Origin of the sequence: Billgrantia lactosivorans, from assembly GCF_003254665.1 — a bacterium.
Taxonomy (GTDB): Bacteria; Pseudomonadota; Gammaproteobacteria; order Pseudomonadales; family Halomonadaceae; genus Halomonas; species Halomonas lactosivorans.
The window spans coordinates 162,182-174,427 of the sequence record NZ_QHGY01000002.1; the positions used below are offsets into that span (position 1 = coordinate 162,182).

9 protein-coding genes, 3 tRNA genes and 1 pseudogene are annotated in these 12,246 nt (G+C 65.0%); 11 read left to right on the forward strand and 2 right to left on the reverse strand.

What is annotated here, in order from left to right:
- Positions 1–133 precede the first annotated feature (133 nt).
- The 6 genes from alaS (at position 134) to DIS04_RS06330 (ending at position 5,023) form a co-directional block, all read left to right on the forward strand.
- Positions 134–2,746 (forward strand): alanine--tRNA ligase, encoded by a 2,613-nt coding sequence (gene alaS / locus DIS04_RS06305; protein ID WP_111412935.1) that lies wholly within the window; start codon positions 134–136, stop codon positions 2,744–2,746.
- Between the two features lie 98 nt (positions 2,747–2,844).
- Positions 2,845–4,095: an aspartate kinase gene (locus DIS04_RS06310; protein ID WP_111412936.1), complete on the forward strand. Its 1,251-nt coding sequence runs from the start codon at positions 2,845–2,847 to the stop codon at positions 4,093–4,095.
- A 231-nt stretch (positions 4,096–4,326) separates the two neighbouring features.
- Complete coding sequence (gene csrA, locus DIS04_RS06315; RefSeq protein WP_111412937.1) at positions 4,327–4,527, forward strand: carbon storage regulator CsrA; 201 nt, start codon at positions 4,327–4,329, stop codon at positions 4,525–4,527.
- Positions 4,528–4,626: 99 nt separating this feature from the next.
- Positions 4,627–4,719, forward strand: a tRNA-Ser gene (locus DIS04_RS06320).
- Positions 4,720–4,770: 51 nt separating this feature from the next.
- A tRNA-Arg gene (locus DIS04_RS06325) sits at positions 4,771–4,847 on the forward strand.
- A 99-nt stretch (positions 4,848–4,946) separates the two neighbouring features.
- Positions 4,947–5,023: transfer RNA gene (locus DIS04_RS06330), tRNA-Arg, on the forward strand.
- Between the two features lie 175 nt (positions 5,024–5,198).
- Here the strand turns inward: DIS04_RS06330 and DIS04_RS06335 are convergent.
- The gene (locus DIS04_RS06335) at positions 5,199–6,161 is read right to left on the reverse strand and encodes a tRNA dihydrouridine synthase (protein ID WP_111412938.1); all 963 of its coding nucleotides are present in this window, start codon (positions 6,159–6,161) and stop codon (positions 5,199–5,201) included.
- Positions 6,162–6,329: 168 nt separating this feature from the next.
- Here DIS04_RS06335 and DIS04_RS06340 point away from each other — a divergent pair, with 168 nt between their 5' ends.
- The 3 genes and pseudogenes from DIS04_RS06340 to DIS04_RS06350 all read left to right on the forward strand — a co-directional run bounded on the left by DIS04_RS06340 (position 6,330) and on the right by DIS04_RS06350 (position 9,840).
- Positions 6,330–6,581 carry an OadG family protein gene (locus DIS04_RS06340; RefSeq protein WP_111412939.1) on the forward strand — a complete coding sequence of 84 codons (252 nt, stop codon included), beginning with the start codon at positions 6,330–6,332 and terminating at the stop codon, positions 6,579–6,581.
- 59 nt (positions 6,582–6,640) lie between these two features.
- Positions 6,641–8,504: pseudogene (gene oadA / locus DIS04_RS06345) on the forward strand (sodium-extruding oxaloacetate decarboxylase subunit alpha).
- A gap of 13 nt (positions 8,505–8,517) precedes the next feature.
- Entirely contained in the window at positions 8,518–9,840 is a 1,323-nt protein-coding gene (locus DIS04_RS06350) for a sodium ion-translocating decarboxylase subunit beta (protein ID WP_111412940.1), read from the forward strand.
- Between the two features lie 73 nt (positions 9,841–9,913).
- Here the strand turns inward: DIS04_RS06350 and DIS04_RS06355 are convergent, their stop codons facing one another.
- The gene (locus tag DIS04_RS06355) at positions 9,914–10,255 is read right to left on the reverse strand and encodes a 2Fe-2S iron-sulfur cluster-binding protein (protein ID WP_111412941.1); all 342 of its coding nucleotides are present in this window, start codon (positions 10,253–10,255) and stop codon (positions 9,914–9,916) included.
- A 377-nt stretch (positions 10,256–10,632) separates the two neighbouring features.
- Between DIS04_RS06355 and DIS04_RS06360 the strand changes: the two genes are divergently transcribed.
- A complete protein-coding gene (locus DIS04_RS06360; RefSeq protein ID WP_111412942.1) occupies positions 10,633–11,016 on the forward strand; it encodes a Na-translocating system protein MpsC family protein in 384 nt (127 codons plus the stop codon).
- Positions 11,017–11,192: 176 nt separating this feature from the next.
- The gene (locus DIS04_RS06365; protein WP_111412943.1) at positions 11,193–12,215 is read left to right on the forward strand and encodes a Nif3-like dinuclear metal center hexameric protein; all 1,023 of its coding nucleotides are present in this window, start codon (positions 11,193–11,195) and stop codon (positions 12,213–12,215) included.
- Positions 12,216–12,246 lie beyond the last annotated feature (31 nt).

Below are 12,246 nucleotides of genomic sequence, written 5' to 3' on the forward strand. Positions count from 1 at the left end.
ACGTTATAATGCCTCCCTTTGCGAACGCCCTGGTGGCGCTCCTGACACGTCAAGGCGTGCGATTCGGCCATGTTGACACGGTACTGGACGCGCCTGCCCGTCGGGTGACCACGCTCATCGCCACGGATATGCCATGAAAAGCGCAGACATCAGACAGGCCTTTCTGAGTTACTTCGAGGAGCACGGCCACACCATCGTGCCGTCGAGCTCCCTGGTGCCGGGCAACGACCCGACGCTGCTGTTCACCAATGCCGGCATGGTGCCGTTCAAGGACGTCTTCCTCGGTCGTGACCCGCGGCCCTACGTGCGCGCCACCTCGTCCCAGCGCTGCGTGCGTGCCGGCGGCAAGCACAACGACCTGGACAACGTCGGCTACACCGCGCGCCACCACACCTTCTTCGAGATGCTGGGCAACTTCAGCTTCGGCGACTACTTCAAGCGCGACGCCATCCGCTTCGCCTGGGAGTTCCTCACCCAGCGCCTGGGTCTGCCCGCCGAAAAGCTGTGGGTCACCGTGTTCACCGAGGACGACGAGGCTTACAACATCTGGGCCGACGAAATCGGCGTGCCTCACGAGCGTATTGCGCGGATCGGCGCCAAGGACAACTTCTGGCAGATGGGCGACACCGGCCCCTGCGGGCCCTGCTCGGAGATCTTCTACGATCATGGCCCCGAGGTGTGGGGCGGCCCTCCCGGAACCCCCGAGGAGGACGGCGATCGCTACATCGAGATCTGGAACCTGGTGTTCATGCAGTTCGACCGCGATGCGGCCGGCAACCTGAACCCGCTACCCAAGCCCTCCATCGATACCGGCATGGGCCTCGAGCGGGTGGCGGCGGTGCTGCAGGGCGTCCACTCCAACTACGAGATCGACCTGTTCCAGAACCTGTTGAAGGCGGCGGCCGACGCCACCGGCCACGGCGACACCACGACGCCCTCGTTGCGGGTGATTGCCGACCATATCCGCTCCTGCGCCTTCCTGGTCGCCGACGGCGTGCTGCCCTCCAACGAAGGGCGCGGCTACGTGCTGCGCCGGATCATCCGTCGCGCCATTCGTCACGGCCACAAGCTGGGCGCCAAGGAGCCGTTCTTCCACAAGTTGGTGGCGGCCCTGGACGCCGAGATGGGCGAGGCCTACCCCGAGCTGCGCGAAGCCCGCGGCCAGGTCGAACGTATCCTGCTCAAGGAGGAGGAGCAGTTCGCCCGCACGCTGGAGCACGGCATGGGCCTGCTCGAGGAAGCGCTTGCCGGCCTCCAGGGCGACGTGCTGCCGGGCGATACGGTGTTCAAGCTCTACGACACCTACGGCTTCCCCTACGACCTGACCGCCGACGTCTGCCGCGAGCGCGGCGTCAGCCTGGACGAAGCCGGCTTCGAGCGCGAGCTCGAGGCCCAGCGCGAGCGCGCCCGTGCCGCCAGTCAGTTCGGTGCCAGCCAGGGCGCGGCACTGGAGCTCGAGGGCGAGACCGCTTTCACCGGCTACGACCGGCTCGAGGACCGCGCCACCGTCACCGCCATCGTCGATAACGAGGGCAACGCCCTGGCGGCGCTCGAACCCGACCAGCGCGGCATCGTGGTGCTCGATCGCACGCCGTTCTACGGCGAATCCGGCGGCCAGGTGGGCGACACCGGCTACCTGCATCTCGACGGCGGCCGCTTCCAGGTCACCGACACCCAGAAGCAGGGCGGCCACCACCTGCACCACGGCGTGCTGCTCGAGGGCCGCCTCGCCGTGGGCGCCGAGGTGCGCCCCGAGGTCGATGCCGGCCTGCGTGCCGCCACCGTGCGCAACCACTCCGCCACCCACCTGATGCACAAGGCGCTGCGCCTGGTGCTGGGCGACCACGTGCAGCAGAAGGGCTCGCTGGTCACCGCCGAGCGCCTGCGTTTCGACTTCAGCCACTTCGAGCCGATGACGGCGGAGCAGCTCGCCGAGGTGGAGCGCCTGGTCAACGAGCAGGTGCTGGCCAACGCACCGACCCGCATCGAGCAGATGACCCTCGACCAGGCCAAGGCCAAGGGGGCGGCGGCGCTGTTCGAGGCCAAGTACGCCGACAGCGTGCGCGTACTGACCATCGGTGCCGACGACTTCTCGATCGAGCTGTGCGGCGGCACCCACGTCGCCCGCAGCGGCGATATCGGCTGCTTCCACATCGTCAGCGAGCAGGGTATCGCGTCGGGCGTGCGTCGCATCGAGGCAATCACGGGGGAGGGGGCGCTGGCCCACTTCCACGAGCAGGAGGCGCGCCTGGTGCGCATCGGCGAGCGCCTCAAGGCCAAGCCGGAGCAGGTCGAGGAGCGCGTCGAGTCGCTGGTCGAGCGCAACCGCAGCCTGGAGAAGGAGCTCGAGCGGCTCAAGGCCAAGCTGGCCAGCGCCGCCGGCAGCGACATGCTGAGCCAGGCCCGCGAGATCGGCGGCATCAAGGTGCTGGCGACCCGACTCGAGGGCGTCTCGGCGAAGGAACTGCGCGGCGTCCTCGACCAGCTCAAGAACAAGCTGGGCTCGGGCATCGTGGTGCTCGGCGTGGCCGATGAGGCGGCCGGCAAGGTGAGCCTGATCGCCGGCGTCACCGACGACCTGACCGGCAGGGTCAGGGCCGGTGAGCTGGTCAATCACGTGGCCGCCCAGGTCGGCGGCAAGGGCGGCGGGCGTGCCGACATGGCCCAGGCCGGCGGCAGCGACGTGACGGCGCTGTCGGGGGCGCTGGAGAGCGTTCCCGCCTGGGTCGAGCAGCGTCTCGCATGATGTCTCCAGGGCCGGCGACGTGATGTCCCGGCCCTTCGACTCTGAGGACTTTCACTCATCCGGGCGCGTAGCGCCCGACAAGCGAGGGAAAAGCGTAGATGGCACTTTACGTACAGAAGTTCGGCGGCACCTCGGTGGGCTCGGTGGAGCGCATCAAGGCCGTGGCCGAGAAGGTCAAGGGCTTCCGCGATGACGGCCACCAGGTCGTGGTGGTGGTCTCCGCCATGAGCGGCGAGACCAACCGCCTGATCGGCATGGCCAACGAGATCAACGACGAGCCCACGCCGCGCGAGATGGACATGCTGGTCTCCACCGGCGAGCAGGTGACCATTTCGCTGCTGGCGCTGGCCCTGCACAAGCTCGGCGTGCCCGCGACCTCCTACACCGGCTCCCAGGTCGGCATCCTCACCGACAGCGCCCACACCAAGGCGCGCATCCAGCGCATCGAGACCGACGAGATGCGCGAGGACCTGGACGAAGGCAAGGTGGTCGTGGTGGCCGGCTTCCAGGGCGTCGACGAGGAGGGCAACATCACCACGCTGGGCCGTGGCGGCTCCGATACCACCGGGGTGGCGCTGGCCGCGGCGCTGGGTGCCGACGAATGCCAGATCTACACCGACGTCGACGGCGTCTATACCACCGACCCGCGGGTCTGTTCCAAGGCACAGCGCCTCGACACCATCACCGTCGAGGAGATGCTCGAGCTGGCCAGCCTCGGCTCCAAGGTGCTGCAGATCCGCTCGGTGGAGTTCGCCGGCAAGTACAATGTCCCGCTGCGCGTGCTGTCCAGTTTCCAGGACGGCCCCGGCACCCTGATCGTTGCTGAATCCGACCAAGACGAGGACTCCATGGAAGAACCGCTGATCTCCGGCATCGCCTTCACCGCCAACGAGGCCAAGCTGACCCTGCTCAACACGCCCGATGTGCCCGGCGTGGCCTCGCGCATCCTCGGCCCGATCGCCGACGCCAACATCGAAGTCGACATGATCGTGCAGAACGTGGCGCCGGCCGGCGACTACACCGACTTCACCTTCACCGTGGCCAAGGGCGACTACAAGAAGACCCTGAAGATCCTCGAGGAGCAGGTGATTCCCGACCTGGGCGGCGGCGAGGTCAACGGCGACGACAACATCGCCAAGGTCTCGCTGGTCGGTGTCGGCATGCGCTCGCATGCGGGCGTGGCCTCCAAGATGTTCCGCGTCCTCGCCGATGAGAACATCAACATCCGCATGGTCTCCACCTCCGAGATCAAGATCTCGGTGGTGATCGACGAGAAGCAGATGGAACTCGCCGTGCGTGCCCTGCATACCGCTTTCGGCCTGGACAAGGCCGATATCGAGAGCGAATAAGGCAAGCAACAAGAAAATTAACAAGGTACGGACGACTTGCAGGCGGTGCCTGTTCTACGCTGGGGGAGTCTGCTGCGATGAGCAGCCTGGCTTCCCTTCAACGCTGTCATGGTGTCATGGTGGGGTTGGTGGTGGTGCACAGCGGATATTCTGTTACATAATGCAAGCAGCAACTAAGCGTCGGGGATCGACGCGCATCCCGTTGCTAGTCGTCTGAGAAGGAGATCAGTCATGCTCATCCTGACCCGCCGAGTCGGAGAAACGCTGATGATCGGTGATGACATCACCGTGACCGTCCTTGGCGTCAAGGGCAACCAGGTCCGTATAGGCGTCAACGCGCCCAAGGATGTCGCCGTACATCGAGAAGAGATCTACCAGCGCATACAGCGTGAGAAGTCCGACGATGAGGGGGGAAGCAGCTCCTCCTCGTGAGTTCGTTCCACAACCGGTCGTCTGGCGTAGCGAAACAAATCTTTGAATACGCTGGACAAAGGGGAGGGGAAACGATAGGATATGCGCCGTGTCGTTGAGGGAGAGGTGGCCGAGTGGCTGAAGGCGCTCCCCTGCTAAGGGAGTATGGGGTTTATAGCCCCATCGAGGGTTCGAATCCCTCCCTCTCCGCCATGCGACATGTTGCCGTTGTTCGAAACGTGATGCAGTTCTAAGCGTTAAGATGCGCCCGTAGCTCAGCTGGATAGAGTACCTGACTACGAATCAGGTGGTCGGAGGTTCGAATCCTCCCGGGCGCGCCACGGTTGACGAAGCAGGCACAGCATTCGGGTCAGGGTGCATAGTTTCTCGTCACGCGGTTCGAACAGGGCATCGCTGCAAGATCGACAAGCTTGCCGTCAGCGCCCGTAGCTCAGCTGGATAGAGTACCTGACTACGAATCAGGTGGTCGGAGGTTCGAATCCTCCCGGGCGCGCCAGATTGCGACCCGTCCTCATGCGAGGGCGGGTCTTCTGCTTTGGCCCCGGCGTCCTGCCATCGGGGCATACATGTCGACTAGCCGAGCCGGCGCGGGATGATGCCGGTCGCGCGATCGTTTGGGTGCCCTCGTGAATCGATGGGCACCCTTTTTTATGCCCGCAGCCCGGCGACGATCAGGCGAGTTCGAGGCGGCCGCGGTCGCGCGCCACCGCAGCGCCGCCGAGCCCCTTCAGCAACGCCTCCAGTTCGGTGATGCGCTTCACCGCCTGGAAGCGCCGGGCGGCCTCGACGTCGCGCTGACGCATGTGGTTCAGCCACTGCTTCACCAGGGACGCGACAACGCGCTCGGGAAGTGTGATACGCTGCAATGCAGCAAATTCGGCCAATATCTCGGCCCGTGCCTGCCACGGCGTGGCGGGCAGCTGCTCCCCGGTCGACAGCCAGTGGCGAATGCGCGGGGCCAGCCAGGGGTCGGCGAGGGCGCCACGCCCGAGCATGACGTCACGGCAGCCCGACAAGGTGCGCGCCTTCCAGTAATCCTCCAGGCTCCAGATGTCGCCGTTGGCGACGACGGGAATGCCCAGATGACGGCGAATGCGGCCGATCCACTCCCAGTGGGCCGGCGGGCGGTAGCCCTCGTCACGGGTACGGGCGTGCACGACGAGCTGAGAGGCGCCGCCGTCCTCCGCGGCCTTGGCGCAGTCGAGCGCCAGGCGTCGGTGGGAGAAGCCCAGGCGGATCTTGGCCGTGACCGGGATCTCGCCGCCCACGGCCGCATGGACGGCCGCCACGGCCGCCTGCACGCGGCGCGGGTCGCGCAGCAGGGAGGCGCCGCCATCGTGACGGTTGACCAGCTTGGCCGGGCAGCCGAAATTGAGATCGATGGTGCTGGCGCCGAGCTTGCGCGCCTGCTCGGCGTTGGCCGCGAGGGCGGCCGGGTCGCTGCCGAGCAGCTGCAGCGCCACCGGAACGCCGGAGGGTGTCGTCACCCCCTCGTCGAGCTCGGGGCAGTGGCGGCGGAAGACCCGCGGCGGCAGCCGGGCATCGACCACGCGGACGAATTCCGTCACCGTCCAGTCGAAGCCGGGGCGGCGGGTCAGCAGGTCGCGGGTATGGGCGTCGATCACCCCTTCCATGGGGGCAAGGCCGATCCTGCCTTGTAGTAAAACAACAACTTTGGCTTCCACCATAGGGCGCTTGCAATATATCCAGAGTGTGGCAGTTTATAGGGCCAACTTTTTACAGATTGGCGACATGTTTGCGGCAGTTCGTGAGCAAGTCGTGAAGAAAGAGGGAGCGCGAGCATGCAGGACAAGCAGTTGCTACTCGACGGCCTGGCCCTGATGGGCGTCGGCATGGGGTTCGTTTTTGTTTTTCTTACAATCCTCGTGCTGGTCACGACCCTGATGTCGCTGATCGTCCGTCGTCTGGCGCCTTCTCCCGTGCCTCCGGCCCCGGTGCCGGCCGCGACATCCCCGGGCCAGGCGGATGACGCCGAGCTGATGGCCGTCATCAGCGCCGCCCTTCATCGCTATCGCCGTCGCCACCGCCGCTGATCGCCGCGGGGCGAAGTGCCAATACTACTACACAACACGTCATCTACGGGGTCATCCTGATGAGTGAGACCAAGCGCCCGCTGGGCATCACCGACGTCGTGCTGCGCGACGCTCACCAGTCGCTGTTTGCCACCCGCATGCGCCTCGACGACATGCTGCCGATCGCCGAGAAGCTCGATCGGGTCGGCTTCTGGTCGCTCGAGTCCTGGGGCGGGGCCACCTTCGACGCCTGTATCCGCTACCTCGGCGAAGACCCGTGGGAGCGGATACGGGCGTTGAAGGAGGCCATGCCCAACACGCCCCAGCAGATGCTGCTGCGCGGCCAGAACCTGCTCGGCTACCGCCACTATGCGGACGACGTGGTCGACCGTTTCGTCGAGCGCGCCAGGCGCAACGGCGTCGACGTGTTCCGCGTGTTCGACGCCATGAACGATCCACGCAACCTGGAGCGGGCGATCAAGGCCGTGCGCGACGTCGAGGGCCACGCCCAGGGCACCATCTCCTACACCGTGAGCCCGGTGCACACCCTCGATAGCTGGGTGGAGCTCGCCGAGACCATCGCCGCCATGGGCGCCGACTCGCTGGCGATCAAGGACATGGCCGGCCTGCTCGCGCCCTACGACGCCTTCGAACTGGTCTCGCGGCTGAAGAAACGATTGTCGATCCCGATCCAGCTTCACTGCCACGCCACCACCGGACTCTCCACCGCCACCATCGTCAAGGCGGTGGAAGCCGGCATCGACAACGTCGANNNAAGCCGGCATCGACAACGTCGACACCGCCATCTCCTCGATGTCGATGACCTATGGCCACAGCCCCACCGAATCGGTGGTGGCGATCCTCAAGGGCACCGAGCGAGACACCAACCTCGACCTCGAGCTGCTCGAGGACATCGCCGGCTACTTCCGCGAGGTGCGCAAGAAGTACGCCGCCTTCGAGGGCTCGCTGAGGGGCATCGACTCGCGCATCCTGGTGGCCCAGGTGCCGGGCGGCATGCTCACCAACATGGAGGGCCAGCTCAAGGAGCAGGGCGCCGGCGACAAGCTCGACGAGGTGCTCGCCGAGATCCCGCGCGTGCGCGAGGACCTGGGCTTCATCCCGCTGGTGACGCCCACCTCCCAGATCGTCGGCACCCAGGCGGTGATGAACGTGATGATGGGGGAGCGCTACAAGTCGATCTCCAAGGAGGTCCAGGCGCTGCTCAAGGGTGAATACGGCGCCGCCCCGGCGCCCTTCGACAAGGCGCTGCAGAGCCGCGTGCTCGAGGGCGGCGAGCCGATCACCTGCCGCCCCGCCGACCTGCTCGAGCCCGAGATGGCGCGACTGGCCGAGGAACTCAAGCACAAGGCCAAGGCCGAGGGCATCCGCCTTGCCGAGGGCGAGCGCGAGGTCGACGATGTGCTGACCTACGCGCTGTTCCCGCAGATCGGGCTGAAATTCCTCAAGAACCGCGACAACCCCGAGGCCTTCGAGCCCGCTCCCCAGGCCCCCGGCCAGGAGTCACCCGGCGCCAAGCGGCCGGGCGCTGCCCCGCAGGGCGGGGCCGAGGCCAAGGTGCCGGTCCCGGCCGCCGCGCCTGGCGGCCCCGAGACCTATACCGTCAAGGTCAACGGCAAGCAGTACGTGGTCGAGGTCGCCGAGGGCGGCGAGATCGGGGCGGTTCAGGAACAGCCCCAGCCCCCCTCCGCCCCGGCGCCTGAAGCCGCCACGAGCGGCGAGACCATCGAGGCACCGCTGGCGGGCAACATCTTCAAGGTCAACGTGCGTCCCGGCGACACGGTCAAGGAAGGCGACGTGGTGATCATCCTCGAGGCCATGAAGATGGAGACCGAAGTGCGCGCCGCCAAGGGCGGAACCGTATCCGAGGTCAAGGTCGACGAGGGCGACAGCGTCGCGGTCGGCGACACCCTGATCGTACTCTAGGGGTCGGTATCACATGGACAAGCTACTGACCCTGTGGGAGGGTTCCGGCCTCTACAACCTGACCTGGGGCGAGGCGGTCATGATCGCGGTGGGCCTGCTGCTGCTCTACCTGGCGATCTACAAGAAGTTCGAGCCGCTGCTGCTGGTGCCGATCGGCTTCGGTGGCATTCTCGCCAACATCCCCGAGGCGGGGCTGGCGCTGTCGGCGGCGGAGCAGGCCGCCCACATGGCGCGCCCCGGTGTGCTCGAGGAGCTGGCCGCGATTGTCGGCGTGGACCCGGCGCCGGGCGCCTCGCTGGAGGCCTGGCGCCACGCCATCGGCGAAGCGCTGCACGGCGACCTCACGCCGCAGGCGTATCGGGCGGCCAACGACCTGGCGCTGGACGCCGGCTACGGCCACGGCATGCTCTATCAGTTCTACAGCGTGGCGATCGCCTCGGGCATCGCGCCGCTGGTGATCTTCATGGGCGTGGGGGCGATGACCGACTTCGGCCCGCTGCTGGCCAATCCGCGCACGCTGTTCCTGGGCGCGGCGGCACAGTTCGGCATCTTCGCCACCCTGCTCGGCGCGGTGGGCCTCTCGGCGCTCGGCTGGATGGACTTCTCGCTCAACCAGGCCGCCGCCATCGGCATCATCGGCGGTGCCGACGGGCCCACCTCGATCTACGTCTCGAGCGTGCTGGCGCCGGAGCTGCTGGGGGCCATCGCCGTGGCCGCCTACGCCTACATGGCGCTGGTGCCGCTGATTCAGCCGCCGATCATGCGCCTGCTCACCACCCGGCGCGAGCGCGAGATCGCCATGACCCAGCTGCGCCCGGTGTCCAAGCTCGAGAAGATCGTCTTCCCGGTCTCGCTGTTGCTGCTGGTGGCGCTGTTCCTGCCCGACGCCGCGCCGCTGCTGGGGATGTTTTGCTTCGGCAACCTGATGCGCGAGTGTGGCGTGGTCGAGCGCCTCTCCGATACCGCGCAGAACGCGCTGATCAACATCGTCACCATCTTCCTGGGGCTCTCGGTGGGCTCGAAGCTGATGGCCGAGAGTTTCCTGGCGGTCGAGACCCTGGGCATCCTGGGGCTGGGCATCGTGGCCTTCGCCATCGGCACCGCATCCGGCGTGCTGATGGCCAAGCTGATGAACCTCGTCAGCCGCATGCCGATCAACCCGCTGATCGGCTCGGCCGGTGTCTCGGCGGTGCCCATGGCGGCACGGGTCTCCAACAAGGTGGGGCTCGAGGCCAACCCGCACAACTTCCTGCTGATGCACGCCATGGGGCCCAACGTGGCCGGCGTGATCGGTTCGGCGGTGGCCGCCGGCGTGATGATCAAGTACCTCGGCTGAGATAAACCGCCGAGTAGAGCGCCCATTCGAGTGGGCGCTCTGTTCTCCAGCCACTCCCATCTGGGCAGTTCGATCAGTAGGCGGAAGCAGTTTCTGAGCGGTCTTTACCCTTCGGATCAGCAGGGCTGTTCTGGGCCAGCTCAAGGTCCTCATTCACCCACAGCTGGCAGGCCAGTCGATAGCCCTGCTCAAGATGCGTGCCGAGCATCTTTTTCTCCTTCCAGTTGGGGGCGGGCAGCGACTCGCCGCCTTTGATTACCTTGCACATGCACTTGGCGCATTTGCCCATGCCGCAGCCATAGCTGAGGTGCGGGTACGGAAACTGGCGGATTCCGGCACGCACCACCAGGTTGGTGTTGGGCTGGACTTCGCCTTCATGGATTTCACCGTTCTTGTGAATTGTGATCATGGGCATAGCGTTCACCTGGCTCTCTTCTGAATCGGGTTCGCACGATGTTTTAGTTGCATTCGTGTTAGAGCAATATGGTATACCATGTACCATAATTGAGGGGCCGTCAACCATATGTCAGCGAATCGTCTCTATTGCAGTTGACAGCAACCGAGAGAGAGTCTGCCTCTGCCAACCGGTGTCACGACGGCGCATGCTTTATCGAAGAGGTGAACCCGCTTGAGCATCCTTCGACCTATTAGCCTGCTACTACCCGTCATCGCTAATGCGCCAATAATCGATTATTCCTGGTTGACAGGTTTTTGTCGGTTGGCTAGTCTCACTGGAGTAACAGTTTGGTATACCAGCTGGCAAGAGCCGGCCGAGCCGATATGAGGTCGAGCATGAGAGTCTTGGACAGTCATTCTACGGGGACCCATTCCCTGGGGCAGTTCAAGCAGGAGCTGATCAAGGACTACAATGAGGTCAATCATCGCCTCTTCGGTATCGGCGTGGTGCGGCAGAAAGTCGACGTGCTGGGCGACAAGATTCTCATCGTCGCGCTGCACAAGCGGGTTCCCTCGCTGGCTTATCTAAGTGCATTGAACAGTAACGTGAGCGAGCTGGCCGACCACTACTTGATCAAGGGTTTCAAGAACGAATTCAAGCAGCTGCTGGTAGAGAAGTACGGTTTCGAGATCGTTTCCATCTTCAAGGACTACGACGCGCAGGCCGAGCTTTCCGCTACCGTGGTGTTGTTGAAACGAGACGTGCGCGACTATCTCTGACCCCCGATGTCAGGGCATAGGCGCAAGTCCGTACAGAAATGACCGTTGACTGGTGATGTGAACTCGCCCTGACAGGACGAGTGCTCGAAACCGTCAGCGCAGTTGGAGGCAAAGGCCTCTTGCTGTGCTGGCGGTTTTTTTGTGGTCGAGATGACGACCGAAAGAGGAGAGAGCCGATGGCCAAGGTAGCGGATATCGTCAATGCGATGAGCGTGATAACAGGCGGCAGGACGGTGTCGTCCATGGAGGAGGTGAAGCGGGGGGATCACCCCTTCGTGATCCTGAAATCATCTGGAATCTACGGAAAGGAGGTGCTGGAGATTCCGGGGTTGATCTACGGTAACCCCAACAAGAAGGTTAAGAAAATCGCCGTGTGCATGACCATGACAGAGCTGGTAATCGAACTAGCGGGCGCCACCGGCGTGGATGCCGTCGTGGCGCATCACCCTATCGCCGATGCCGCCAGCTGCGGCGGGGTGACGCTGAAGAACTATCTCGATCTCTACGACGTGGCGGGGCTGGAGTGCCACGAAGCCTTTCACGGCCTGCACCCCGGTATTCCTTACCTGCATGGCCATAAGGTGCTGAAGGGCAGCATTTCCTACGGCGGCGTGCATGGCAATATCATGTTCGTGGGCCGGGCGCTGCCGGGTATCGCCACCCTGGGCGACATTCTCGATCGTCTGGACGGCTTCATGGCGCTGGACCAGGACCGCACCCTGCTGGCCGAGGAGCGCCTGGTGCGCGGCATCGAGGAAATCCGCGAAACCAGCGTGGAGACCCAGGGCTTCATTCACCTCGGCGAGCGCAACAGCCGGGTCGAGAACGTACTGCACATCTTTCCACATACCGGTTTCTCGCCGGAGAACTTACGCCAGGCCGTGGCCGAGTACCCCGATGTGGATACCGTGCTGGCCTCGATCAGCCGCGTCTATGCCGGCCACGAACTGATCGAGACGGCACGTGAGCTGGGGCTCAACTTCCTGGTTGGCAACTGCCACGTGATGGAGATACTGGAGAACGGACTGCCGCTGGCCCATGCTCTCGCCGAGCTGCTCGAAGGCGTGGAAGTGGTGCTGTTCCGCGACCGGGTCACCTCCACGCCGGTGCACAAGGTCGGCAACGCTGCCATGCAGGCCTATGCGCGCGAGATGTCGGCGAGCTACCTGCTGGGCAAGCATGCGTTGAGCGAGACCTAGGCGGGCACAGGTATATGACATGTTAAACACA

Bases quoted from the DNA above. Each gene is read 5' to 3' on its own strand.
- alaS (WP_111412935.1), top strand. From the start codon at position 134: ATGAAAAGCGCAGACATCAGACAGGCCTTTCTGAGTTACTTCGAGGAG.
- DIS04_RS06310 (WP_111412936.1), top strand. From the start codon at position 2,845: ATGGCACTTTACGTACAGAAGTTCGGCGGCACCTCGGTGGGCTCGGTG.
- csrA (WP_111412937.1), top strand. From the start codon at position 4,327: ATGCTCATCCTGACCCGCCGAGTCGGAGAAACGCTGATGATCGGTGAT.
- DIS04_RS06335 (WP_111412938.1), bottom strand. From the start codon at position 6,161: ATGGAAGGGGTGATCGACGCCCATACCCGCGACCTGCTGACCCGCCGC.
- DIS04_RS06340 (WP_111412939.1), top strand. From the start codon at position 6,330: ATGCAGGACAAGCAGTTGCTACTCGACGGCCTGGCCCTGATGGGCGTC.
- DIS04_RS06350 (WP_111412940.1), top strand. From the start codon at position 8,518: ATGGACAAGCTACTGACCCTGTGGGAGGGTTCCGGCCTCTACAACCTG.
- DIS04_RS06355 (WP_111412941.1), bottom strand. From the start codon at position 10,255: ATGCCCATGATCACAATTCACAAGAACGGTGAAATCCATGAAGGCGAA.
- DIS04_RS06360 (WP_111412942.1), top strand. From the start codon at position 10,633: ATGAGAGTCTTGGACAGTCATTCTACGGGGACCCATTCCCTGGGGCAG.
- DIS04_RS06365 (WP_111412943.1), top strand. From the start codon at position 11,193: ATGGCCAAGGTAGCGGATATCGTCAATGCGATGAGCGTGATAACAGGC.